Raw genomic sequence first — 24946 nt, 5'->3', positions numbered from 1 at the left:
CAACAGTCCATTTGCCCGTTATCGGGAGCACCAACCTTACAGCTGCCCCAACCAACGCATCAATGGCTCATAAAAAATTAAGATCCCGATCACTACGGCAACAACCGCAGCGACCAGTACAGCCCCGGCTGCGGCATCCTTGGCGATCTTGCCAAGTCGATGCCACTCAGGGGCTGCGAGATCTACGACGGCTTCAATCGCCGTATTAACGAGCTCAAGAGAAATAACTAAGGCGATGACGAGCAACAATAAGGCTACGTCTCTCGCGGGGAGGGATAACGCAATCGCCGCGGCAATCACAATGACCGCCGCGACGCAATGGAATCGCACATGACGTTGAGTCCGAAACGAGGTGGCGATTCCCTCCCACGCATAGCGAAAGGATGAACTCCAGCGATGCGACGGCTTCATTAGCGAACAAGCCCTACCTCGGCGAGCGCCGCTTCCTGTTTACCCATCATTTCCGCTTCGCTGACCTTATCTTGATGGTCATAACCCAACAGATGCAGGAACCCGTGCACAAACAGAAATCCGATTTCCCGCTCCAGCGAATGACCGTACTCCTCGCTTTGCGCTTTGGCTCGTTCCACGGAGATGATGATATCTCCAAGCATTTCGGTCATATCGTCCAGTTCTTCGTCTTCTTCCAATTCATAGACGATTTCCGGCTCTTCCTCCAGCGATTCGTTCATCGCAAACGACAACACATCGGTCGGCCGGTCGATGCCGCGATAATCGCGGTTTAATTCGTGGATCGCCTCATCGTCCACGAATGTAAGTGCCACTTCGCCTTCCGTGATGCCCTCCGCTTGTCCTGCGATCTGCAGCACCCGCTCTAAGAGATCGATCAACTCCTGACGGATCTCCATTTTATCTTGCTCATTGCTCCAAGCCAGCTGTAGGCCCATTGACGTTTTGCCCCCTGTCTTTCTCCTCGTTCTCTTTACTCTTCTTCACTTCCTCCGGATACTCAATCCGCGAATGGAAGATGCCCATGACCGTTTCCTTTAACGTTTGGGCGATGATATCGAGCTCCCGCATCGTCAGATCACATTCGTTAAACTGGTGATCGTCCAAGCGGCTCTTAATAATTTTCTCGATCATGGACTCCACTTGCTCTACTGTTGGTTTGCGCAGAGAGCGTACCGCTGCCTCAACACTGTCGGCAATCCCAACCACAGCCGCTTCCTTCGATTGAGCCTTCGGCCCCGGATATCGGAAATCATCTTCCGTGAAGTCCGGCTCGACGCCTTGCTCCTCCGCTAAGCGCAGCGCCTTGTGGTAGAAATAATGTAAAAAAGTCGTTCCATGATGCTGCTCGGCAATATCCCGAATCGGCTTCGGCAGCTTATATTCCTTTTGCATCTCCACCCCATCTCGGGCATGGGCGATAATAATCGATTTGCTTAACTTCGGATCGATAAAGTCGTGCGGATTTTCCATGTTGTTCTGGTTTTCGATAAAATAGCTCGGCCGCTTCGTCTTCCCGATATCGTGATAATACGAGCCGACACGGCACAGCAGTCCGTTGGCACCAATCGCTTCGGCGGCCGCTTCCGACAGGTTGCCGACCATCACGCTGTGATGGTACGTCCCCGGCGTCTCCGTCAACAGCTTGCGCAAGAGCGGGTGGTTGGGGTTCGACAACTCCACCAGCTTAAGCGCTGAGAGGATGCCGAAGGTGACCTCGAAGAACGGCATCAAGCCGATGACCAAAATCGTAGTCAACAATCCCCCCGCCACAGAAAATCCAAGCGCATATAACGTGCTGGTTTGCGTCCAGTCCTGATTATCAATTAGCTGCAGGGCAAAGATCGACAGCGCGCCAAACAAGCAGATCATAATCCCCGCCTTGAGCAGGGTGGAGCGTTGGCTGGCCCGGTGAATCGCAAAAATCGCTGCAAACGAAGTCACCAATGCGAAGAACCCAAATTGGAAATCAAAAATTTCGCTTTGCCGCTGATTCAAAATGATGCTAGCCAGAACGCTAAACAAAAACGAGCAGAGATACGCAAGTGGCAAATCCAATAGCAGCGTAATCAGCATCGCGCCAGTAGCAATCGGGGCTAAATACCCGACAAAAGCCTGCTGTTCGCTTTGCAGAATGTTGATAACATGCATCGAAGCAATCGTGATAAAAATAATAAGCAGCAGCATAACGAACTGCGCGTTGTTGTATTTGAACCGGCTGGCGCCTTCCGATTGACGAATAAACATAATCAGCCCGGTCGCCATCAGCAATGACAACAAAAGAAGCCCCAATTGCGGTGAGTAATCGACCTCATCCTTAAGAAGGCCGTTCTTCTCAAGCAACGTGTACATTTCCTGGGTAATTCTTTCGCCCTTATGTACGAGCACGTCCCCTTGCTTGATATATACCGTAGGCGTATTCTCGCGCGCTTCCACCTTCGCCGCCTTCGTTGCCTCTTCATCATAGAACTTATTTGCGGTGATAGACAGACGAGCAAGCTCCTGTACGACCTCGCGTGCCGTCCGTTTGCTTAAGGAGCTGGTGCTGACCATTTCCGCAACTTTTGCCCGTGCGGTCTGCGCTTCAACGATTGGATCCGCCGTCAGCCGGGCTACAATATCCGCAGCAACCGGCTTCATCGCGTTGATATCCTCTGAGGTTAAACGAGGAATTTTGATAAACGTCTCTTCCGAGATGTGATATTGCTGTTCATCAATGCGCTGAGTTACTTCCTCAAATAAGGTCGCCGAATAAACGCTGGAATTCCGATTGTTCATGATGAAATTCTGCACATGATCCTTCACCCGCTGCGGCAGTTCCTCGCGGTAGATCTTGATCTTATCTTCCTCTGAAACCTGGTCGTCCTGGTTCAACCGAAAGATCCGGTCAAGCATTTGCGCGACAAGCGTTTCATTGCGGAGCGGCAGAATGGTATAGACCTGTCCTACCTTCTCAGCCGCCTCTTCTTGCGCTTTCAGCGTCGCCTTCGTATCCGGAATGTCCATCGGCGCCAAGATTTCCTTCTCGCTTGGCAAACCTACCGCAATGTCATACGTTTCGGGCAACAGTTTGGGCGCCAAGCTGACGTAGAACATAACGACAAGCAGCGCGAACAGAACATAACGCACGCTGGTGCTATACTTCCATCCTGCAAACCTGGATTGTAACGCGCTTTTCTTTTGCTGATCGTCATTAGTCATATTAGACAGCCCTCCTGAACATGGTAAACCCTAACAACATCCCAGAAGCTTACCCTAAGTTTTCGGCAGCGCGGTCGTACGCCATAATGATCTTCTGGACCAGCGAATGACGAACGACGTCGGACTCGGCAAATTGGACGAACCCGATCTCTTCGATCCCGCTCAAAATTGCCTTCGCTTCGACCAAACCGGATTTCTTCCCTTTGGGAAGGTCGATTTGCGTCACGTCCCCGGTAATGACCATTTTGGAACCAAAGCCAAGCCGCGTCAGGAACATCTTCATTTGCTCCGGTGTCGTATTTTGAGCTTCGTCCAAAATAATAAAGGAATCATCCAGCGTCCGGCCCCGCATATAGGCAAGCGGCGCGATCTCGATTAAGCCGCGCTCCAACGCCTTAGCGGTCTGCTCCGGTCCCATGACATCGTACAATGCATCATACAGCGGACGCAGATAAGGATCCACCTTCTCCTGCAAGTCCCCCGGCAAGAATCCCAGGCTCTCCCCTGCTTCCACCGCCGGCCGGGTCAAAATAATCCGTTTCACCGAGCCTTCCTTCAGCGCGCTAATCGCAAGAACAACGGCCAAATATGTTTTGCCTGTCCCAGCTGGGCCGACACCAAACACAACGTCCCGTTTCTTAATCGTCGTAACGTAGTGCTTCTGCCCGATCGTCTTCACCCGAATGGGCTTGCCGCGATACGTGATCGCAATTTCACCTTTATATAAATCAAGCAGCTGATCCGCGCGGAAATCCTTGGCCAAATCGACGGCATATAAAACGTCCCTTTCGGTCAAGATATACCCGTTCCGAATCAGTTCCAGTAATACCTCAAACAACTGCTCTACCTTCTCCGCTTCGCGTTGTTCCCCGCGGATGGTAATTTCGGATTCTCGCAAAACAATGCTTGCTGGTAAATGCTGTTCAATTAACTTCAGGAACGAATCCTGAGGGCCAAATAAAGAAAGTCCTTCAGCCGCACTGTGAAGCGGTAGTTTGATGTTCACCAGTTGTTCCGACAAATAGCCTCATTCTCCTTGATCTTGTACTATCGGCACTTCTTCCGCAATGTTCTGTTCTACTTCGAAATGCACTTTTATATAAACTTTACCATTGTCCGCCTTCTCATGCAAAATTTTTTGATCGAGAATGACGCTATCTGTGCCGTATTTCGCCAGAATATCGCGTTTTGCTCGCTCAATCCCCTCTTGTTTCGCCTGTTCTTCCGTCCGTTTCAGCTCAAGCTCCGTCGTTTCCATCACCTTCTCGGTCATCCAGCCAATCGGGAGCTTCCAACCGCGCCATGTCAGCGGATCCTGATCCGTCATCGTCTCGGATTGCGCATAGCTCACTTTCCCATAACCGGTGAACTGAATTGCAGTATCGCCAAAATATAAATACCCCCGTTGCTTGCGCTCTCCTGTATAAACCTTCTGCTTATATACCAGCGGCACTTGGATATTATACTCGTGCCAGACGATACCGCGAATCTTCGCTACGGGCATGATCGGCTTGCCGCCCTGGAATCCCGACACCAGCACTTGTCCTTTCTTCACCCGGTCGTTTTTCCTGACCTCCGGCTGACCTCTCTCCGCATAAATATGGGTGATCACCGCGTCATGCTTGCTGACCAAATGGCTTGGGCTGACCAGCTTCTGATCCTTAGGCTTCGTTGCCTCCACCACTTGGATCGTAATTTTGGTCCCCGTACGAGTTACCCCAACCCAGGACGTACCCGGCAGCTTGCGGCTCAGCTCGGCAGACAGCTTGTCCTGCTCAGGCAAACGAAAAATCCATTGAAACGGATAAATCCCCTCCTGTCGCGCCGCTTGGAGAATGTCTTGGGAGGCAATCTCCTTGTTGCCCACCACCTCGACATCCCAGACTAGCGAAGATAAGCAAAAAATCGCCGCAATAAATAAAGCGAATCCGGCGATAAACCCCTTCCGCTTCCACACGCGGCCTAACACAAACGGGACCCCGGAGCGGCCCTGAACCGACAATCGGCAGCCTGTCCGTTTCAAGAGCGGCCGCAGCCGGAAGAAATCGGGCAGCGCGATCTTCATGTTCATTTGCCCCCCAGGCAAGGGCTGGACATCCCAAATGTCGATGCCCTGGTGAGATAACTCATTCACAAGCTGTTCGATCGATCCTCCGCGGACCGTGACGGTAACGATGCCTCTCAGCTGGTTTAAAGCCGGTGATTTCACGCTTCATTCCTCCGTTCCACGATATTTAATGCCAAAGATCCGGCCCTCCACGACCACTTCTTCAGGCATGATAGCTTTAATAACCAAGCCGCTTCCCTCAACTTCCAGCGTTCCTTCACTCAGCGCCAGATGCAGCGCTTCGGGAGAGAAGTGGACCACGCCCCGATGATTTTCTATATACAGCTGCTGACCTCCAATTAAGGTGAGCCTCGGCAAATCGAATACAAGATCACTGGGCAGGTCGAGCGCATCGACCGTCCATTTGCGAATTTTGCGGACAAACCGGCTCATATGAGGCAATCCTCCTTCCCCTACTGTACAAATTATGCGGCCCGGCTTGGATTTATGAGAAGGGAAAAGGGAAAGCAAAAGCCAAGGCTGCATAGGACGGCAACCTTGGCTTGCATAGGGCATATAAAATGAAAAAACACCTTCTACGAATACATCGTAAAAGGTGTTTGTCTCTCGAAGTTATGGCAAAAGCTGTTGAACCGTCTGGTTTACGAGCTTACCGTCTGCCCGGCCTTTTACCTTGGGCATCAGTGCACTCATCACTTTCCCGAGATCGGCTTTCGAAGAAGCACCGGTTTCCTGGATGGTCTGCTGTACAATGACTTTAATTTCTTCTTCGCTTAGCTGTTCGGGAAGGTACTCAGCAAGGATCTCCGCTTCCGCTTTCACTTGCTCGGCAAGATCGTCACGACCCGCTTTCTCAAATTCTTGGAGGGCATCTTTGCGCTGTTTGATTTCACGACTTAGGATATCAAGCACTTCATTATCGTTCAAAGTTCTTTTCAAATCTATCTCAAGATTCTTGATCGTAGCACGAACCATTCGAATGGTGGAGAGCTTGAACTTGTCTTGACTCTTCATCGCTTGCTTCATATCTTCGTTCAATCGCTCGCTAAGATTCATCGTTGATTAAATCCTCCTAAAACTTTCTCTTACGAGCAGCCTCGGACTTTTTCTTGCGCTTTACGCTTGGCTTTTCATAATGCTTACGTTTCTTCACCTCAGCCAATACTCCATCTTTCGCGATGGAACGTTTAAAGCGACGAAGTGCAGCATCAATTGTCTCGTTTTTGCGAACTTTAGTTTCAGACACCAGTTTTCCCTCCCTCCGACCAGACCGTCCAAGAGCATAACACGGTTCATCAAACTTCATTATAGGGGAAAGAGAAATAGGGTGTCAACCTGAGCACCGGCTTTTTTCTCTTCCAAATTCTAAAAGGAGTTTTATAGCGCGTGGGAGCTAGAGGATTGTACCAATGCGCCCAGCTTGGCGCCTCCAATCAGATGATAATGCAAATGTGCGACCGCTTGTCCGCTGTCGGGTCCGCAGTTATTGATCAGCCGGTATCCGCTCTCTGCCACGCCTAGCTTCTTCGCGACTTCCTGTGCAACGCGATGCATCTCACCGATCAGACCAAAATCTTCAGAAGCCACGTCATTCATGGAAGCGATATGCTTCTTCGGAATGACCAGCACATGCACCGGCGCAGCGGGTTGGATATCGTGAAAAACGAGAACGCGATCATCCTCGTACACCTTGTTCGATGGGATCGATCCTTCAACGATTTTACAAAACAAACAGTTGTCCATCAGAAAGCCTCCTAAACAGAATCTGTGATAGCTTTCATTTTACCGAAAACAGGCAAAAAAAAGAAGCACCCTGCCGCCTCACAGAATGAGTTGGCTTGACGCACGGACGTATTGGACGGAAACAGCTGTCGACTCTTTCTGTAACCAATACGTCCGGCGGGGTGCTTGTAAATAGGATGTCGGCTAACTGTAGTATAACAGCAGGTTGATACTGTTACTGTGATGTGCATCACGGGCAAACAAATATTTTAAACGAAATTACGCGTGTCGTTGTTCCGTGTGATCTTGTAAGCTGCCAGCAGGAAGAAAACTAGAGCGAACGCGGCCAGAACGGATAGGTTAAACCAGATCTGAGCTAAGCTTTCGCCTTGCTGCAGGTTTTCAATCGACTGAAGCACCCAGTGCTGGGGCATGAACTCAGAGATTCTCCGCACTGCTTCCGGCATGATCTCGCTCGGGAAGAAGCAGCCTGCCAGCAAGCAGGTTGGCGTAACGATGATATTTTGCAGCGCGCTGGAGATACCGCTGTTCTTGGAGAACACGACGATGACGAGCGACAGGCCGATCGATACGAGCGCAAACAGCATCAGAAGCAGCGCCATCCGTCCAAACGGCACCCCGGTATCGATGTGGAATACAACTTCCAGGAAGAACAGGGTGACCACAATCTGTACCGCCATCACAATGAGATTGACTATTAAGATGGAAATGACAAAATGCTTGGCGTTGATTGGAGAAGAAATGATGCGGAAGAAAGTGCGGTCCTCCCGACTTTTCAGAATCAACTCCGACAAATTCACGGCCGACATCATCATCAACATAATGAGAAAGCCAATCGTTTGATACGTCATCGCCTGCTTTTGCTCGACAGAACTGTCAGCCGAATGAACGGTGAACGTAATCCCGGATTGTTGATAATCTTCGTAAAGCTGGGCGAATTTCGCCTCGTCTCCCTGAGCCACCCGACTTAGGGCTGCCAAATTCCCAGTGTAATTGTAGAGCATCGCTTTCATGTAAGCAGTGACCGTTGTGCCTTTGACCGATTGAATTCCGATATGGTCAGGCTCCCCGGCAAGGATGCTATCGGAGTAACCGACACCCAGGACCAAACCGCTGTCCAGCTGACCGGCGGCCAGTTGCTCGCGAAGCTCCGCCTCCGTCACTTCCGTCAACCGAATTTGATCCAGTCCTTCCAGAAACCGAATCGTATCCGTTGCAATTGGTTTATCCCCATCTTGATTCACTACGCCAACTCGCAGTCCGGCATCTCCCCCGTTGCCATAAATCATCAACGATAATAAGATTCCGGCCAGCGGCAAGGCTACATATAAAATAAGATTACTGTGTTTGCGGAATGTCTTCCGCAGCGTTTGGGACGTCAACCACCAAATATCCTTAATCATGTTACAGGCCCTCCTTGCGCCGCATCATCCAGGCTGCCGCTGCCAACAGCACGATACCTAAACTTAAATTTAAAGCTACGACCGGCCACATCGCCGAAACTTGATTGTTATAAATAATTTGCGTAATCGCTACGTTCGCCCATCGAACCGGTGACAAGTTGGCTGCCGCCGCCAGCGGACCAAGTTCCCCCATCGGAAAGTAGGCTCCTCCTAAGAATGCCGCGACTTGAGTAAAAATCAAGATCACGCCTTGCGTCGCCGCCTCTTTCAGCACATAGCTTACTGCGAGACCCAGACTAACGGCCATGATTACTTCCGAGCTTAGCACTGCCATCACCGCGCCCGGATGCTCTCCCCAATAAGCATTAAAGGCAAATTTACTAAAGAGAATCAGGAGGATGACGCACAACAGGTTCGTCACCATGTTACCAAGTACTTTACCGGCGAAAATCTCACCCTTGGCAACCGGAGAGGCTGCTAGCCGCATGCTGGTCCCTTGGCGAATCTCCCCGGTAATCAGCCGGCTGGCAGATAGCGAGCTCCACAAAGCGATCATCGAGGTCATCGCCATCGCGTAATAATCGATGGAGCCCGGCTGACGGTCAGCTGCAATTGAAGTCTCTTTGATATATTCCCGCTGATTCGCCGCACCTGCTGCCAGCGCCCCTTCCGCCTGGCCGGGAGCGTTCTTCTCAATGGCCATGATCGCGTTGTATTGCTGGGCAAAGGCTGTCAGCATTCCTTGCACGACGTTGCCTTGAATCGGATCCCGGCCGCTTAAATAGAGCAACACACCTTGATCACTCAGTTCTACGTACTCATCGTAATGGTCGGCTTCAACCTCTTTCCGAGCGTCTGCGCCCGGAGCCAGTTGCTCGAACGTTAATCCCATACCGGCCGTCTCTTGGGAAAACGCCTGGAAGGCTTGCGTTAAAGCCGGATTCTCACCCTTGTCCTTCACCAACACCCGAATATCCCCAATCTGGGCCGTACTCTCAAAGGCATTTGTCAGGGCAGTGCCTAGAATTAAGATCAGCACAATCGGAAAAGCGAGCATAAACACCAACGTCCAACGGTTGCGGACCTCCTGCTTGAGCTCCTTAAGTGCAATCGATATCGTATTCATTTCTCAAATCTCCTCCCAAAGCGATCGGTTTACGATCGCAGCCCTAGTCACGCAAGTTGCGTCCAGTCAGCGTCAAGAACACCGTTTCCAGATTTGGCTCCTGCTCCTCGACGGAACGAATGACCGCCCCGCCGTCGATCAGCTGCTTCAGGATGCCGCTCAAGTTATCCACCGACAGGTCGCTGTGTATGCGAATTTCGGATTCATGCGCCGTTACCGTCCTTACCCCTGGCAAGCGTCGGATCAGCCCCAAGAACGCCTCGCCATCCTGTTTCAGTTCAATGCGCACTTCCTTCATGTCGGTGATCGTGGCGATCAACTGCTCTTTCGTGCCGTCCGCGATAATTTTGCCATGATCGATAATGGCGATCCGGGAGCAGATTTCTTCTACTTCCTCCATGTAATGGCTCGTATAAATGATCGTGCAGCCCATTTGATTCAGCTTCCGGACGGAGGTGAGAATATAGTTACGCGACTGCGGATCAATGCCGACCGTAGGTTCATCCATGATGATCAGCTTTGGCCGATGCGCGATGGCACAAGCGATGTTCAGCCGCCGTTTCATCCCGCCGGAAAAGTTCTTTGGAAAGCTCTTCGCCTTATCCTCCAGACCGACAAAACGCAGCGCTTCCTCTACCCGTTCCTTCAGTTCCGTTCCCCGCAAGCCGTACAACCCGGCGAAGAACTTCACATTTTCGTAAGCGGTCATATCTTGGTAAATCGCCAAATCCTGCGGAACAATCCCTAGGTTCATTTTGGCGAAACGGTTGTGCTTGCTAATGTCTTTCTCCAAAATGCGAATCTCCCCACTCGTTGGTCGCAGCAGCGATGCAACCAGATTAATCGTAGTGCTCTTGCCGGCGCCGTTGGATCCTAGAAACCCAAAGATTTCCCCTTCCCGCACGGATAAGGACATATTATCAACTGCGATAAAGTCGCCGAATTTTTTCGTGAGTCCGCGAATCTCTAAAACGTTCATTGCAACCTCTCCATTCTGCTTCGTTCTTGACCCTATTGTAGAAAAAAAGGATGCCCTTATGTCAGTGCATAAGTTCATCCTTTGTGCATGAGAAAATTCATATTGTCTTGGGGACGGACCCCTGTCAATGAGGTTCTTCATGGTTTGGGAGGTGCGTAGGGGATTAAAGTAGTCACCTTAAACCCTTGCGTGCCGTCCGCAATGACCGTGCCGTTCACCGAGGCCGCGCGCTCTTCCATGCCGATCAGCCCCATGCCTTTAACGATTTTGTCTTGACCACGTCCATTATCCGTTACAACGGCTTGAATCCATTGCCCGAGAACCCGCACCTCAACCTGTACGAAGGTTGCTCCACTGTACTTGGCTGTATTGGTCAGCGCCTCCGTCACGTTGTCATAAATGATTTTCCAATACAGCGGCGTAATTTTCTCCAGATCGCCGCTATGGACGACCAAGGTCTGGAGGCCGGAACGGTTGCCAAACGCTTCGACAGCGCTCTTCAGCCGATGGATCCCTAACTGCTCCACCGGAGGCTTCAGGTTCTTCAACGTTTGTCGGATCCGTTCAATCGATTCCTGAGCGATGCCAATCGCATTCTGCAGCAGCTTCTCCGCCCCGGCCGGGTCAGTGTGCAGCACACGCTTGGCGGCCTCCATCTGGATCAGCGCCCCGGTCATCGAGTGGCCGACGCCATCATGAATTTCCTGAGAGAGGCGATTTCGCTCTTCCAACTTATACGTGTATTCCGAAGCCCGAATGAAGTCCTCATTGTCATTCAACTGCTTCCTTAGCTTATCCTGCTTCAAACGCAGCTTGTCCAGCTGCTCCTCCTGCCGGTTTAACCTCAGCAACAGACGATAAAAAAGATATCGATTAAACCAACTGATGATCACGATAAACGCATAAACCACTGCCAGCGTCCCTTTCAGGAAGAGCAGCGGGATCGCAAGCAACGCCGCAGCTAAGACGAGCGGGCTCTTTCCCTTGACCATTTCATAGGAGGTTGGCGGCAACAACAGCGCGAACTCCGGAGAGAAGTATACCGCGCAACAGACGCAGTAGATCAGCATTGCTCCATACAGCGCATTTCGATAGGCCATTTTGGGAAGCAGCAGCGCCGTGAGGTCCAGAGCCAAATAAAGTAAAGCGAACAAGATCAGCCAAGAGGACGGGGAGGCTTCCCTGATATAAATCAAAGCAATGGCCAGGCCCAGCACGAGCCACTTATTGCCGATGCTCCACCGTTCCATAAGTTAGCGGACCCTCCCGGTCAAGTAATAAATGGCGATTTGCGTTCGATGCTCCAGCCCGGTTTTGTTCAGAATCGAGGTGATGTAGTTGGCTACGGTTCCCTCCGAAATAAAAATGTCCTTGGCGATTTCCTTGTTGGACAAGCCCTTGGCAATGCGGGACATGACTTCCAGCTCCCGTTCGGTGAACCGCGCCAGATCGCTTGGCGACAGACCGGTACCTTCCGGAGTTATCGCAGCGGAAGGGGCCGCCGGTGAAGCAGCCGTACTGGATTGCGCGCTCGCCGATTCCGGCGGAGGCGATACAGCTGTATCCTGCGAAGCCCCGCCAGAAGCAAGCGTCTGCTTCAGCTTATCCAGCACCACGTCCTGCAAGACGTTGTGGCCGTAATACACGCTTTTGATCGCGTCGCGGATACGTTCCGGGTCGTTGTTTTTCAGCAAATAGCCTTTGGCACCGAAGCGGATCGCGTCCATGATGTATTCATCATCGTCAAAGGTGGTCAGGATCAGCGGCTTCGCCAGTCCTTCCTCCGTCAGCAGCCGGGTTGCTTCCACCCCGTTCATATTGGGCATCCGCACGTCCAGCAGCGCTACATCTACCGGATTAGCGCGGCAGTAGTCGACCGCCTGTTGTCCGTCCTCTACGGTCTCCGCTACCTCAAATTCGTCAAAACTGTTTAAAATAATTCGCATTCCCTCACGGATAAACGAGTTGTCATCTGCGATCAGCACCCGTATCTTCATCCTGCTCCTCCGTTTCGTGTCCTTACTCAGGCAGCTACAGCCGTTCCAGCTTAATTTGGGAACCTGCCCCGCCGCTCTCCGCCGGAATGACCACCAATTTGCGGGCCAACCGGGTCTGCAGCTCGGCAACGTGGCTGATGATCCCCACCGAGAGATGGTCATGATGCAGATGCTCCAGTGAGGTGATGACCGTATCCAGCAGCTCAGGATCCAGCGTTCCAAAGCCTTCGTCCAGGAAAAAGAATTGCAACGGATACTGGCCGCGAAGCTGAATCTGTGCCGACAAGGCCAGCGCCAGCGCCAAGGAGGCGAGGAAGGTCTCCCCGCCGGACAATGTCGCCACCGGGCGCTTCACGCCGCCGCTTGCATCGTCGCGGATGACAAAGCCGCCGCCAGAGTCGGTCTCCAGCGCATACCGCTGCTTCGTCAGAAACCGTAAGCGTTGGGAAGCGGCATGACTGACGTTCATCAACTGCTCCTCCGCGACATACTCAACGAACGCGTTCCCGCGCAACGCCGATTGCAGCTTAGCGAGCAACCCGGCTTCATGCTCCAGCTGGCTGCGGACCTGCTCCAACTCCTGCCAGCGGACATGCCGCACCTGCAGGTCCTCCCAGTCCCGCTCGGCCCGGGCCTTGAGCTGCAGTGCCGCTTCATCCTGCTCTTTTGCCGCAGCGAGGGCCGCTCCACTGTACTGCCATTCCTCGTCACTGACCGTTTGCCCCGCCAGCTTGGCATCCAGCTCACTTAGGCTGATCACAAGCTCCTGCTCCCGGCTGCGGTGTTGCTGCACTGTCTCCACGAGCAATTCTGCTTCACCCGGGGCCAGCAGGTTATTTAATACGGAAGCTTCCTCCTCAAAAGGCGAAGCCTCCAGCGCCTGAACCCAGCGAACCTGAAGCTCGGCTTCCTGGTCCCGGGCCGCTGCAGCGGCTTGGGCCGCCAACGCTTCCGCTTTGGCAAGCTCATGGCTGCGGGCCGCGGTTTCGGTCTGCATCGCCCGGCTGCGTTCCGCCTGCTGACGAAGGGTCGCCAGCTTCTCCCGGGCTTCGGCAAGCAGCTCATCGACCGGTCGTTCCCCGGCCACGGCGTGCAATCTCTCCTGTTTCTCCCGAAGCAGCTCCTGTTTTCCCTGCTCCTGTACTTCCCATTGCACGAGCATTTTGTCCAGCTCGATTATTTCGCCGGTTAATGCCTGCAGCTTGGCCGTCTTCTCCTCGATAAACGGTACGCTGACGGCTAGCCGCCCCCGCAAATCTTCGGCAAGCCGATCCTTGGCGGCATAGGCCTCCATTTGCCGGGCGGCTTCCTCCGGCGAGAGGCCCGGGTACAGCTCGGCCCACTCGCGCTGCTTGGCCGCAAGGGCCTCGCGGTGCTGCGCGCTGCGGGCAGCCGTCTGCTTCAGCTGCCCGGAAGCCGCGGCTTCCGCCGCTTCGGCAGCGGCACGCTGCGGCTGCAGGACCGCCAGTGCGCTTTGCGCTGCGCGGCCGTCCCGCTGCAGCGCCTCCAGCCGGCGGCGGCACGCGGCGTGCCGCTCGGCTAGCGCCGCTGCCTGGCGCTGCAGGGCCGCGAGGCCGGCAGGCGCAGCTGCAGACGGCGCGGCGAGCGCAGCTGCGGTGGCGGCGACTTCGGCGCTGGCGGCCGCCTCGCCCGCAGCAAGCGCGCCTGGCGTAGAGGCCGCTTCGCCGCCGCTGTCGCTGGTGGCGCCGCCAGCCGGGGCCAGCGCCTGCAACAGCGCGCTGCACGCGTCGCGGTCGCGGGCGACGGCGAACTGCAGCTCGCGGGCCTCCGCGATCAGGGCGGCGAGCGTCTCAAGCTCCGCCTCCCCGCCGGTGACGCCGTCGTCCTCGGCCTCAGCCGGAGCCGGATGATGCGCGGAGCCGCACACTGGGCACGGTTCGCCGTCCTGCAGCTGCTCCGCTAACCGGGTTGCCCACAGATGGCGTTCGCGCACCTTTAGCGCCTGACGCAGCGACTGTTCGGATCCGGTGAGCTCAGCAGCATGCTGCTGCAGTTCTTTCTCCAACATCGTCAGCTCCAAAGCAGCTTCCGCAAGCTGTCCGGCAAGCGTTTGGCTGGATAGCTGCACCTCGGCAACTTCACGAACGATTTGCTCCAGCTTACCCTCTGCCTGCTGCAAGCTTGTCCGAGCAGCCGCTTCCTCCTGCTCCGCTTGCGCGAGATGCTCCTGCAATGCGGCCAACTGCTGGGCCAGCCGTACGGCAGCTTGCGCCTGCTGACGCTCCTCGGCCTTCACTTCCGTCGCCTTCAGCTGCTGCTCCAGCTCGCGCTGGCGTGTCTGCGCCTTGGCCAGCAGCTGCTCCTCCTTCGCCGTCTGCTCGGCGAGGAGCTGCTTACGCTGCGCGCCCTCCGCGCGCTGCGCCGCGATCCGCTGCAGCTCGGCGCCAAGGCGCGCGGCCTCCTCCTGCAGGCTGCGCGCCTGCTCCAGCTGCTCGAGCCGTACGAGCAGCGCCGGCTCCTCGCGGCCGAGCGCCGCCGCTGCGGCTTCCGCAGCCGCACTGGCCTCGGCGGCCGCCGCAGCCGCAGCCCGGGCGGCCTGCTCGGCCTCGGCCGCGGCTAGCGCGCGGGCGGCGGCGGCGCGCTGCGCCTCTTGCCAGGCCGTCAGCACCGGCCTGAGCGCCTCGGCGGCGCTCCCGCGCGCCAGCTTCGCCTCCAGCGCGGCGATCTCGCCGCCTTGCGCGCGCAGCGCCTCCAGCTGCGCCGCTCGCTCGGCGCGCTCGACCGCCAGCTCGCGCACTTTGGCGAGCTGGTCATAGCGCTGCTGCGCGTGCAGCAGCTCGCGGCGCCGCTCGGCGGCGAGCGCCGCCGCCTCTTGCACCGCTGCCGCCGCTTGCTCCAGCGCCTCGGCGGAGGCATTGCCGAGCCCTTGCTGCTCGGCGGCCACCTCGGCGCGGCGCTGCTCGTTTGCTCTGACCTTGCGGGTCAGCTTCTGCCCTAGCAGGTCACCGTATTTTTCCAAGTGGAACAGCCGCTGCAGCATCGCCCGTCGGTCCGCCCCCTTCAGGGACAGGAACTCGGCGAATTTTCCCTGAGGCAAAACAACCGCACGGGTGAAATCATCCATTTTGAGACCGAGCTTCTGCTCCACGCAACGTGTCACATCAGCCAGCTTGTCGGCGATGACTTTTTCCTCATCATCCGGCAAAATTTCGATAAACCGACTGATCGTATTGCTGACCGACAACTCGCCCTGGCGCTTAAACCGCCGCTCCACCCGGTAACGCTCCGTCCCGGCCGCAGAAGTCAGCTCGAACGTAAACGCCACAAACAGCGCGTCCTCCAAATGGTTCATAATCCCTTGGGTTCCGCCGGATGCACGGCCGACTTTTCCGTAAAGGGCCAATGTGATCGCATCCAGAATCGTCGACTTCCCGCTGCCCGTCGGCCCAAAAATGCCAAACAACCCTGTCTCACACAGCTCGGTAAAATCGATCGTCTGCATTTCCCGGTAGCTTTGCAGCCCGGCTAATTTTAGCGTAATCGGCTTCATCGGCTTCCCCCCTCCACAGCACCATCCGCAGCCGCGCTTTCATCCTCTTCTTCGGAGACGAGGGACATAAACAGCTCGACCAACTCTTCCTCCGGCTCAGCTCCGCCGGTTTGCCGCTGGTAAAACTTGCGGAACAGCTCATGCACCGGTACGCTCTCCCGGGAGACAAGTTCCTCCTGCAGCTCCCGTCCCGGATAGACCGGACGAATATGGACGATTCCATCATGAGCCTTGCGCAGCGCCTGGATGTCGCTGAGCGCCATCGCTTCGGTTAGGCTGATTTCGAGGTCGATAAACGCGTTCGCGTCCCTTCCCTCTTCCAACCAACGGTACGCCTCTGCCAGCCCGCCCCGGCAGCTCCAGCGTACCAGCGGCCGCCCGCTGCTCAAGTACAGCTCCTCCAAGATCGGCTCCTTCCCAGGTACCACATCCAGGAGCATCACTGATTTGGCTTGTCCTGCCTCGGAAAAAGAATACGCCAGCGGCGACCCGCTATACCGGGTTAATCCGGCTCCCTTTACCGCTTGCGGCCGGTGCAGATGCCCCAGGGCCGTGTATTGCGCGCCGATGTCCAGCGCCGACGGGTCCACGGTATAAGCGCCGCCAACCTGAATCGGCCGTTCAGAGTCCGATTCCACGCCGCCAAGCACATAGATATGGCTCATCGCAAGGTTCACGGTGTCCGGGCGAAACGCTCCGGCCAGCTGGCGCATCAATATCCCCACCTTGGCGCTGTAAGCCAGCCGCAGTTCAGATTCATCCGCGTCACCGGCCAGCAGTTCGGACAGCCGGGCTTCGGAAGGATACGGCAACGCAGCAATGACCGCGGTCTCCCCGGTGCGCGGCACAGGAACGGTGATCGCCTCAGACACCGGCAGCCCCACCAACGAAATGCCCCGGCGCGCCACCAGCGGCGATACCGCAGCCACCCGCTCCGGCTGGTCATGGTTCCCGGCGATCACCGCCAGATGGCAGCCGGTCTCCGTCAGCCGCGCCGCCGCATCGTAGAACATCGCTTCCGCCGCAGCCGGCGGATTCACACTGTCATACACGTCGCCCGCCATCAAGACGAGATCCACTTGCTGATCCTTGACTATCTGCACCAGCTCGTCCAGAAACGCCTCCTGCTCTATGAGCCGACTGCGTCCCTCCAGCGTGCGCCCTAAATGCCAATCGCCCGTATGTAAAATGCGCATCCGTTTCTCCCCCTTGATCCCGGCCAAGTACGCCGGCATTCTAGCACTCGCTCTATTTCGGATAGATGGCGGGCAGCCTTTATTGGCTGCCCGCATCCATGGAGATTACAATCTCACCGCTTGGCCGCCGTCAAAGAAATACAACCATTTCTCATCCACGGTCGAACCGGTGATATCCTCAACCGCTTGGGCGTACAGCTCCAGCTGGAATCGGTACGATTCCGCCAGCGCTTCCGCCCCCCCGCGATGCTCCAGTACTCGGTCGCTTTTGTAATCGAGTAGATACACCTTGCCGCCTACTGCGAACAGGCAGTCCACAATCCCCTGGATCAGAACCGTTTCCCCGTCCAGCTCCTGGATCGCAGCGCCCGGCGATACATCTTGCATCGTTTCCAATCCACTCAGCTGCGGTGAGGCTTCCGCTGCAGGCAACCCGTAGCTGAACGGCATCTCGCGTTTCACCCAGTCCGCCTGCCGCAGCAGTTCGCCAAGCGGACTCTGCAGCAATCTTGCGATGCTATCCACCTCAATGGCCGCCGCCTGCTCCGCGCTCATCATCTTCCGCTCGATCAATCGGTCCAGCGTCGCTTGAACGACTGCGATCCCCGGCTCAGCGTTAAACGGCAGGTGCTGCATCAGCGTATGGTAGGCGACCCCGCGTTCGGTTGGAGTCAGCTTACGCTGCTCCATGAACCGCGGACGGCGCAGATGCAGCGTGAATTCCGGCTGCTCTTCCGCTTCCGCCTGCTTCCGCTCTCGCAATAATTCTGCTTCGACGAAGACATCGCGAGCCGGTTCCTCCTGCAGCGACATCAGCGCCTTCATCTCCGTCACTGAGGTTTTGGCCGCGACTCGGCTTGCTGCCGCATAAGGATACGTCCAACTGAGTCGGGACTCTACTAAGACTCTCATCTCAGCCGCCTCGACGTCTTCCGCCTCTTCCAGCAGGACCGCTGTCGGCTGAACAGACAGCAACGCCTTGATTTGCGCCGAATCCACTGCCACAGTCTCCGCAGTGACAGCCGCTTCTGCCACCGCTCCGTTCTGTCCCGCCGTGCGGGCGGAAAGAAACGCGATGTGCCAGTCGGAAGGGCTGTCCGCCAACACGGCAGGACCAACCTCCGGCAGCCCGGCAAACTGTCGCAGCTCCCGTGCACTTGGATGGCGGATCAGCGCTGGGCCAATCCAGTCGAGATAGCAGCGTCCCCGCGCCAGCAAATAATCCGGCAGCTGCTGCTCACTCGCCTCCAGCGCACCGCCCCAAGCTTCAACGGACTTGGTAAGATTTTTGACCGAAGAGACGAGTACAAGCTTGTCCTTCGGGCGGGTAAGCGCCACGTACAGAACGCGCATCTCCTCCGCCAACAGCTCCATCTGCGCCCGCCGCCGGATCGCCAGATTCGGCAACGTCGGGTAGCTGACGCGTGTGTTCGCGTCAACGTACTTCGGACCAAAGCCAAGCTCCTTGTGCATCAGAAACGGTGCGTTCAGATCCTGACGGTTAAATTGCTTGGACAATCCGGCGACGAACACAACCGGAAACTCCAAGCCTTTACTTTTGTGAATCGTCATGATGCGCACGCCGTCGCCCTGTTCCCCGGCATCGCCCGGAGCCCCAAGGTCGCCGCCGTTCTCGCGCAGTCGAGTAACGTAACGCAAGAAGCGGAACAACCCGGGCGCCGAAGACGATACCTCGTATTGTCTCGCCCGATCCAGCAGCGCCTGCAGGTTGCTCTGACGCTGGGTTCCGCCCGGCAAGCCGCCAACCCATTCCAGATAACCGGTTTCCCGGTAAATCTCGCGGATCAGGTCGCTCAGCTGTCCAATCCGTGCCATGCTTCGCCACGCTTCCAGTTGCCGCAAGAACGCCTGCAGCTTCAGCGCTAATGCATCGTTAGCCGTTTCAACCGGGCCCGTCTCCGGCTGGTACATGGAGGCTTCTCCATTGCCTCCCTCTCTGCTGTCGCTTCGCGCCAACTCCGCATTCCCAACGGCTGCTCGTGCCAGAACCGCCTCATAGTAACGGCCGCTTGGGGAAGCTAGGCGTATGTCCGCCAGCTCCTCCTCAGAAAAATCGTACAGCGGCGAACGTAACACCGCTGCCAGCGGAATATCCTGCAGCGGATTGTCGATCACCTGCAGAAGCGACAGCATCGTTTCAACCTCGGACGCCTGAAAATAACCTTGGCTTAACTCCCCGTACGCCGGAATTCCTTCCACTCGAAGCTCCTCGATCATTGCCGGCGCCCAGGTCAACGTCGACCGCAGCAAAATCACCATATCTCGGAAAGCGACCGGACGCATCGTCTGCAGCTGCTTGTCGTAGATGCGCAGCGGTTCACCGCCTTCGCCCAACATCCCGCGAATACGAGCTGCAATGGCGCGGGCTTCCAGCCGCACCGCCTCAATCAACGCAGCCTCATCTTCCTCGTCCCCGCCTTCGCCGTCCAAGGGTTCGCTGTCTCTGCTATCGAACGAGTCTGAACCGCTGCTTGATCCGTTGTCACGATCAATCAGCAAGAGCTCTGGGCGATAATCCTCGGTTCCCTGTGGTGGAAAGCCTTCCCCATACACCAGCTCGGCCCGTGTATCGTACGATATTTCCGCTACACTCTCGTTCATGATCTGTCGGAACAGTAAATTCACCGCGTCAACGACCTCGCGCCGGCTGCGGAAGTTCCGCGCCAAATCGATGCGCAGCCCGGCTCCGTCAAAATCGTCGCCATAGGTTCGATATTTCTCCAGGAACAGCCCGGGTTCCGCCAAGCGGAAACGATAGATGCTCTGCTTCACATCGCCAACCATAAACCGATTGCCCGGGTTCTCCCGGGAAATTAAGCGTACAATCGTCTCCTGCACCGTATTGGTGTCCTGATATTCGTCCAGCAGCACCTCATCGAATTGCCGGCGGTATTCCAAGGCCGCATCAGACGGTCGCAGCTCGCCCGGCTCCGAATCCGGATGCCGCAGAATTTGCAGGCAATAATGCTCCAGGTCGGAGAAGTCGAGCCAGCCCTTGGACACTTTTTGCAGCCGGTAACGTTCTCCAAATTCACTCACGAGCTCCGATAATGCACCAAGCAGTGGAGCCATGTCATGCATCTCCCGCAAAAACGCCTCCGCCGGTCGACCATACAGCTGCGTCCGCAAATCGGTGACTGTCTTCTTCGCTTCTTCTCGCAGCGCTTTTACCCGCTCCTGTACCTCCGGATCGGTCTGGTCTTTCTTGACCGGCTTCAGCTTGCCAAAGTTCACCCCTTGAAATGCGTCATACAACGAAGCCCAAGCACCGCCTGCCACCGCTTCCTGCAGCGAGCGGACCACGTTCAGATCATCCTCCAGCGTGACGGCATACGGCTCCGGCCCTCCCGGAGATAACGCCAGCGCCTTTGCTTGCGTCAGCAAGCTGATCGCGCCTCCCAGCGCCAACTTCGTATCGGCCAATAGGCTTTGGACCCATGCGCTCTTCTCTAGGGCAGCGAGATCTGGAGCCATAAAAGAGGAAGACGCTTCCTGAAGCCAGTGATCTGGCCAAGGATGGCTGCGCGAGAAGTCATAAAGCCGCTGCACCAGCGTAAAGACCGCCGCATCGGTGCGCTCTCCGCCAAACAGATCCACCAGCTTCAAGAACGGGCTGTCCGCCGGTTCACTTCCGTATTTATCCTCAAGCAGCTCCTCCAGCACCTCTTGACGCAGCAGCGCTGTCTCACTTTCCGAGGCAATCCGAAAGCCTGGATCGAGGGGGATCAGCGTGTAATAGCGTTGAATAACTTCCATACAAAACGAGTGGAGCGTCGTGATCGAAGCGCGCCCTAACATGGCCAGCTGATGGTTCAAGTACTCGTTGCCCGGGTCCTTGGCTAATTCCTTCTCCAGCGCTTCCGTGATCCGACCCCGCATCTCCGCAGCGGCGGCTTTGGTAAACGTAGCCACCAGCAGCCGCTCCACGCTCAGCGGCTGTTCGCGGTCCGTCAGCTTGCGGATAATCCGCTCGACGAGCACCGCTGTCTTGCCGGACCCAGCGGCTGCGGCGACCAGCATGTCACCGCCGGACAAGGCGATCGCCCGCCATTGGTCATCACTCCAGTAACTTCCAGCTGGTTTTGGTTTCGTCGGGATGGTCATGAAGGGTTCGCCTCCTTTCCGCGCTCCTGTCCGAGGAGCTGCCAAATTTCGTTTTTGCCCGGTTTGCCGAGGACGTGATATGCGTTGCCGTCCAATGCTTCCTCAAAGCGGCACACCGGTTTGTAGGGACAGAACGTACAAGCCGTCTCCAGGCCAAGTCGATATGGGGCAATCTGCACGTCACCGTCGGTGATGCGCGTGCCGATTTCCGTAATCGTCCTCCGTACAGAACCCAGCAGCGTATCCCACTGCTCCGGCGTTGCAACCGAGGCGCTGCTGTAGAAGCCGCCATCCGCCTTAATGGCCACCGGAATGATATCGGAATAGCCTTTTTCCAGTTGGGCATCCATCTTCGCGATCACATCCCGGTCTGCGAGCAGCAAGCCCTTCATCTTGAATCGCTTTAGCAGCTCCTGCTGCGCCTGCTCCGCACTCATGCCGTTGCTGCTTTGCAGCAGCGGGTTATGCACATGGAAATACAACGTGCCGGCAGGAAGGGCAGGCTGCCCCAGCCAGGCTTCCGCCGAGGACAGCAGAACGTCCAGATAGGTGAGCATTTGTAGAGATAAGCCGTAATACACTTCGTGCAGCTTTAGGTCGGTCTGACTCGACTTGTAGTCGATGACCCGCAAGAGCAGGCCTTGTTCGCCTTCCGCCATATCCACACGGTCAATCCGGCCGACGATTTCCATCACGCAGCCGTTGGGCAGCTCAAACGTCAGCGGAGGCAAGGGCCGCCCTGGTCCAAAATCCAGCTCCAGGCCAACCGGCTCGAAGCTGCCGCGACGCGCTTGCTCGCCAAGGATTAACGAAGCCCGACCAACGATCGCTTTCAGCTTGCGGGAAATATAACCGTAGCGCTTGGAGCTAAGCAGGATTTCGCCCTGCAGCTTAGGTGCCAACTCATCAACAGCCGAATTGGCGGCCTGAATCGCTTCCTCTGGCGTAAGGCTGCCCCAGCTGCGGTTTTGCGCCTTGAAGGTGATCGCCATCTGACTGAGCGCCGCATGGAACAGCTGTCCGATATCCGGCGCTTGCAGTCGGTAAAGCTGGCGTTCCTTCAGCTTCAGCCCATGTGAAGCGAAGTGCGCGAACGGACAAGCCGAGAACTGTTCCATCCGCGATACGCTTGTCCGCAGCCGTTTGCCGTAAAGCCGTCGGCTCGTTGCCGGCGTCAAACCGCGCACCCGGTTACGATAATCCAGCGAGGTCAGCAGGCGAGCCGTTTTGCTTTCCCATTCCGGTCGGGACTTGTACCATTCCAGCACACGCCACCACAGCGGCGAAATGGACTCTCCCGTCTTCCACAGTCGCAGCTGACCGATTAAGGCGTTTAGCGTCGGACCCGGATGAGAGACGTATTCAAGCTGAGAAGCGAACGGATCGGTGGAGCTGCTGACAGACCCCGGCGCTAATAGCAGCGGCTGCTCCTTTAGTCCCGGGAAGATCCGCTTCACATGCCGGATCACCTCCGATGGTAAAAGTGCACCCCCCTCACCATCGGCAGCGGGGTAGCTTAGCCAGAGCGAACGGCTTGCCCCGGACAACGCTTCGTAGATGAGGAAACGTTCATCCAACAGCTTGCGGGCCAGCCCCGGAGCCAGCTCCAAGCCAAGCTCCGCCAGTCGCTCCCGCTCCTGCTCGCTGAGCACCCCCTCCTCTTGCAGATTGGCTGGCATGATTCCTTCATTAATGCCAAGCAAGAACAGATGCTTGACCTGCCCCGAACGCGTCCGCTCCGTACTCCCGATCAGCACCTGGTCGAGCGAAGGCGGCACCAGCGACACCTTCAGCTCCTTGAGCCCGGTCTCCAGCACGCCGGCAAAAAGCTCCAGCTCCAACGGCTCGTCCCCCATCATCTCTACGATCTGGTCAAGCACGTCCAATACCGCGCCCCATAATTGGCGATGCTCCATCGCCTGACGCGGCTTACCTTCGCGAACCATTTGGTGTGCCAACACATCCAGGCGCTGGGCGGCTTCCACCCGCTCCAGCAAATGGTACACTGCCGCACACATATTTTCTGCGTTCTTCGCCTTACGGATTTCTTTCTCAAAAGCGGTCAAAGGGCCGGCGACCGCAGCGCGGCACCGCTCCAACAGCTGCAGCTGCTCCATGGCTTTCGTGGATGCCGACGTTTGATCCTCCAGCTCCAGCGACAGGCTGGGCGCCGATTTCCAAGGACGGCCGTCAAACCATCGATAACCTTGGATTCCGCTCGCCAGAGCATAATTCTCCAGCACATCCATATGTTCACGCGTCAGACTGCCGTCCAGCGGCAGAAGAAATTCGCTTTTCACGCAGCGAAATACGTCTTCGTATCTCCAAAACCCAAGCACAACGTCCAGCGCCGCCCGAATAAACTCGATCATGGGGTGATACAGCATGCTTGTTTTCTGGTCAAGGAAATAAGGGATCCCGTATGCTTCCATCGTTGGAGCAAGCAGTTCTTCATAATCCCCTAAGTTGCGCACCAAGAGCGCCATGTCCCGCCAGCGCACACCTTCTTCCCGGGCGAGACGCACCATCTCACGTGCCGCCCCTTCGACCTCGGCTCGCCGGCTGGCCGCCCGGTGCAGAGACAAGGCCTTCTCTAAATCTTTAGGCGGCTCAGACTTCGGCCATGGCGAACGTCGCTCGTAAGCCGACTCCAAGTATGAAAGCGTCTCGCTCTCCCGAAACCGCGGGAACGGGCGAGCTTCCAGCAGCTCCGGCGGCAGCACCTCAATCCCCTCTTCTGCAGCCAGTCGGCTCAGCTTCACGAAGGCAGATGCAGGGGTATAGAACAGGTTAAGTTCATGCGGCTGATTTCCATCGTTGTATACTCGGTCTAATGTCAGTGAGACCGTAACCGAAGCCGCCGATTTCAGCAGCGCGAGAATCGCAGTATATTCCTGAGGGGTAAACGTATGAAACCCGTCAATCCAAATTTCCGCCCCGCGCAAATAAGCCGACTCGCTGGCCCCCTGCGCCAGCTTGACGACATGGTCCTCGTTGTCGATGTACAAGCGGGACAGTTCTTCGTCATACTCCGCGAACAGGAGGCTCAAATCGTGCATTTTATCTTTTAATAAAGGAGACTCCCCTTCGATCTGCTCCAGAAGATGATAATGCTCCTGCAAAGTGGAGAAATCCACATTATATTTCTTCATTTCCGTATACAGCCCGGCGATCCGGTCAATTAATCCGAGCTGGTCTCCGCCGTGTCCAAACAGCTTCAACTCGTCTTTGCGGCGGCGCATGAGCTTGTACAGCAGCATTTTCTTGCCTTCATCATCGATCGGCACCAATGCCGCACCTCCGGTTTCCTGCATGACGCGCAGCGCCAATCGACGAAATCCTAACACCTGAGTGCGTACTGTACCGTGCAGTCCCGGGGCCGTAGCGATCCGCTGCTCGATCTGAAACGTGCCTTGCTCCGGGGTTAAAATAATGAGCGGCGGACCCATCGGTTGCTCCCGCAGCTTGGAGGTCACCCGGTCAAGAATGAGGCTCGTTTTGCCGCTGCCGGAGCGGCCGAGTATAAACTGTAAAGACATGGAAATCCCTCCTACGACGGACAATTCGTTAAGTTCCAGTATAGCATAAATACGATCAAACATTCGCATCTTCTTCCGTCACAAAAAC

18 protein-coding genes are annotated in these 24946 nt (G+C 56.2%); all 18 read right to left on the bottom strand.

Annotated elements, in window-relative coordinates; genetic code table 11:
• Positions 1–36: 36 nt before the first annotated feature.
• The 18 genes from M891_RS0103970 to addB all read right to left on the bottom strand — a co-directional run bounded on the left by M891_RS0103970 (position 37) and on the right by addB (position 24858).
• On the bottom strand, positions 37–411 hold the full coding sequence (locus M891_RS0103970; protein WP_016311458.1) for a diacylglycerol kinase family protein: 375 nt from the start codon (positions 409–411) through the stop codon (positions 37–39).
• Positions 411–908, bottom strand: coding sequence for an rRNA maturation RNase YbeY (ybeY, locus tag M891_RS0103965; protein WP_016311457.1), 498 nt, complete (start codon positions 906–908; stop codon positions 411–413). The genes M891_RS0103970 and ybeY overlap by 1 nt, the downstream gene beginning before the upstream one ends.
• Positions 880–3171 (bottom strand): HD family phosphohydrolase, encoded by a 2292-nt coding sequence (locus M891_RS0103960; RefSeq protein WP_016311456.1) that lies wholly within the window; start codon positions 3169–3171, stop codon positions 880–882. The genes ybeY and M891_RS0103960 overlap by 29 nt, the downstream gene beginning before the upstream one ends.
• A gap of 49 nt (positions 3172–3220) precedes the next feature.
• A complete protein-coding gene (locus M891_RS0103955; protein WP_016311455.1) occupies positions 3221–4192 on the bottom strand; it encodes a PhoH family protein in 972 nt (323 codons plus the stop codon).
• Positions 4193–4198: 6 nt separating this feature from the next.
• Positions 4199–5380: a sporulation protein YqfD gene (yqfD, locus tag M891_RS0103950; protein WP_016311454.1), complete on the bottom strand. Its 1182-nt coding sequence runs from the start codon at positions 5378–5380 to the stop codon at positions 4199–4201.
• 3 nt (positions 5381–5383) lie between these two features.
• Entirely contained in the window at positions 5384–5671 is a 288-nt protein-coding gene (gene yqfC, locus M891_RS0103945) for a sporulation protein YqfC (RefSeq protein ID WP_016311453.1), read from the bottom strand.
• Between the two features lie 180 nt (positions 5672–5851).
• A complete protein-coding gene (locus M891_RS0103940; protein ID WP_009225545.1) occupies positions 5852–6295 on the bottom strand; it encodes a GatB/YqeY domain-containing protein in 444 nt (147 codons plus the stop codon).
• A 16-nt stretch (positions 6296–6311) separates the two neighbouring features.
• Positions 6312–6485: a 30S ribosomal protein S21 gene (gene rpsU, locus M891_RS0103935; protein ID WP_005547957.1), complete on the bottom strand. Its 174-nt coding sequence runs from the start codon at positions 6483–6485 to the stop codon at positions 6312–6314.
• A 131-nt stretch (positions 6486–6616) separates the two neighbouring features.
• A complete protein-coding gene (locus M891_RS0103930; protein WP_016311452.1) occupies positions 6617–6982 on the bottom strand; it encodes a histidine triad nucleotide-binding protein in 366 nt (121 codons plus the stop codon).
• A gap of 248 nt (positions 6983–7230) precedes the next feature.
• On the bottom strand, positions 7231–8385 hold the full coding sequence (locus tag M891_RS0103925; RefSeq protein ID WP_084628811.1) for an ABC transporter permease: 1155 nt from the start codon (positions 8383–8385) through the stop codon (positions 7231–7233).
• A 1-nt stretch (position 8386) separates the two neighbouring features.
• Positions 8387–9511: an ABC transporter permease gene (locus M891_RS0103920; RefSeq protein WP_028537912.1), complete on the bottom strand. Its 1125-nt coding sequence runs from the start codon at positions 9509–9511 to the stop codon at positions 8387–8389.
• A 43-nt stretch (positions 9512–9554) separates the two neighbouring features.
• Entirely contained in the window at positions 9555–10490 is a 936-nt protein-coding gene (locus M891_RS0103915; protein WP_028537911.1) for an ABC transporter ATP-binding protein, read from the bottom strand.
• A 137-nt stretch (positions 10491–10627) separates the two neighbouring features.
• On the bottom strand, positions 10628–11740 hold the full coding sequence (locus M891_RS0103910) for a sensor histidine kinase (RefSeq protein ID WP_016311448.1): 1113 nt from the start codon (positions 11738–11740) through the stop codon (positions 10628–10630).
• Positions 11741–11743: 3 nt separating this feature from the next.
• Entirely contained in the window at positions 11744–12487 is a 744-nt protein-coding gene (locus M891_RS0103905; protein ID WP_028537910.1) for a response regulator transcription factor, read from the bottom strand.
• A gap of 34 nt (positions 12488–12521) precedes the next feature.
• Positions 12522–15998, bottom strand: coding sequence for an AAA family ATPase (locus M891_RS0103900; RefSeq protein ID WP_028537909.1), 3477 nt, complete (start codon positions 15996–15998; stop codon positions 12522–12524).
• The gene (locus M891_RS0103895) at positions 15995–17194 is read right to left on the bottom strand and encodes an exonuclease SbcCD subunit D (RefSeq protein WP_028537908.1); all 1200 of its coding nucleotides are present in this window, start codon (positions 17192–17194) and stop codon (positions 15995–15997) included. Before M891_RS0103895 ends, M891_RS0103900 begins: the two co-directional genes overlap by 4 nt.
• A gap of 105 nt (positions 17195–17299) precedes the next feature.
• The gene (gene addA, locus M891_RS0103890; protein ID WP_028537907.1) at positions 17300–21319 is read right to left on the bottom strand and encodes a helicase-exonuclease AddAB subunit AddA; all 4020 of its coding nucleotides are present in this window, start codon (positions 21317–21319) and stop codon (positions 17300–17302) included.
• Positions 21316–24858, bottom strand: coding sequence for a helicase-exonuclease AddAB subunit AddB (addB, locus tag M891_RS0103885; protein WP_028537906.1), 3543 nt, complete (start codon positions 24856–24858; stop codon positions 21316–21318). Before addB ends, addA begins: the two co-directional genes overlap by 4 nt.
• Positions 24859–24946: the final 88 nt, after the last annotated feature.

Origin of the sequence: Paenibacillus sp. J14, from assembly GCF_000518465.1 — a bacterium.
GTDB lineage: Bacteria > Bacillota > Bacilli > Paenibacillales > Paenibacillaceae > Fontibacillus > Fontibacillus barengoltzii.
This window is presented reverse-complemented; position numbering and strand designations above follow the sequence as displayed.

Bases quoted from the DNA above. Each gene is read 5' to 3' on its own strand.
- M891_RS0103970 (WP_016311458.1), bottom strand. From the start codon at position 411: ATGAAGCCGTCGCATCGCTGGAGTTCATCCTTTCGCTATGCGTGGGAG.
- ybeY (WP_016311457.1), bottom strand. From the start codon at position 908: ATGGGCCTACAGCTGGCTTGGAGCAATGAGCAAGATAAAATGGAGATC.
- M891_RS0103960 (WP_016311456.1), bottom strand. From the start codon at position 3,171: ATGACTAATGACGATCAGCAAAAGAAAAGCGCGTTACAATCCAGGTTT.
- yqfC (WP_016311453.1), bottom strand. From the start codon at position 5,671: ATGAGCCGGTTTGTCCGCAAAATTCGCAAATGGACGGTCGATGCGCTC.
- M891_RS0103940 (WP_009225545.1), bottom strand. From the start codon at position 6,295: ATGAATCTTAGCGAGCGATTGAACGAAGATATGAAGCAAGCGATGAAG.
- M891_RS0103930 (WP_016311452.1), bottom strand. From the start codon at position 6,982: ATGGACAACTGTTTGTTTTGTAAAATCGTTGAAGGATCGATCCCATCG.
- M891_RS0103925 (WP_084628811.1), bottom strand. From the start codon at position 8,385: ATGATTAAGGATATTTGGTGGTTGACGTCCCAAACGCTGCGGAAGACA.
- M891_RS0103920 (WP_028537912.1), bottom strand. From the start codon at position 9,511: ATGAATACGATATCGATTGCACTTAAGGAGCTCAAGCAGGAGGTCCGC.
- M891_RS0103915 (WP_028537911.1), bottom strand. From the start codon at position 10,490: ATGAACGTTTTAGAGATTCGCGGACTCACGAAAAAATTCGGCGACTTT.
- M891_RS0103910 (WP_016311448.1), bottom strand. From the start codon at position 11,740: ATGGAACGGTGGAGCATCGGCAATAAGTGGCTCGTGCTGGGCCTGGCC.
- M891_RS0103905 (WP_028537910.1), bottom strand. From the start codon at position 12,487: ATGAAGATACGGGTGCTGATCGCAGATGACAACTCGTTTATCCGTGAG.
- M891_RS0103900 (WP_028537909.1), bottom strand. From the start codon at position 15,998: ATGAAGCCGATTACGCTAAAATTAGCCGGGCTGCAAAGCTACCGGGAA.
- M891_RS0103895 (WP_028537908.1), bottom strand. From the start codon at position 17,194: ATGCGCATTTTACATACGGGCGATTGGCATTTAGGGCGCACGCTGGAG.
- addA (WP_028537907.1), bottom strand. From the start codon at position 21,319: ATGACCATCCCGACGAAACCAAAACCAGCTGGAAGTTACTGGAGTGAT.
- addB (WP_028537906.1), bottom strand. From the start codon at position 24,858: ATGTCTTTACAGTTTATACTCGGCCGCTCCGGCAGCGGCAAAACGAGC.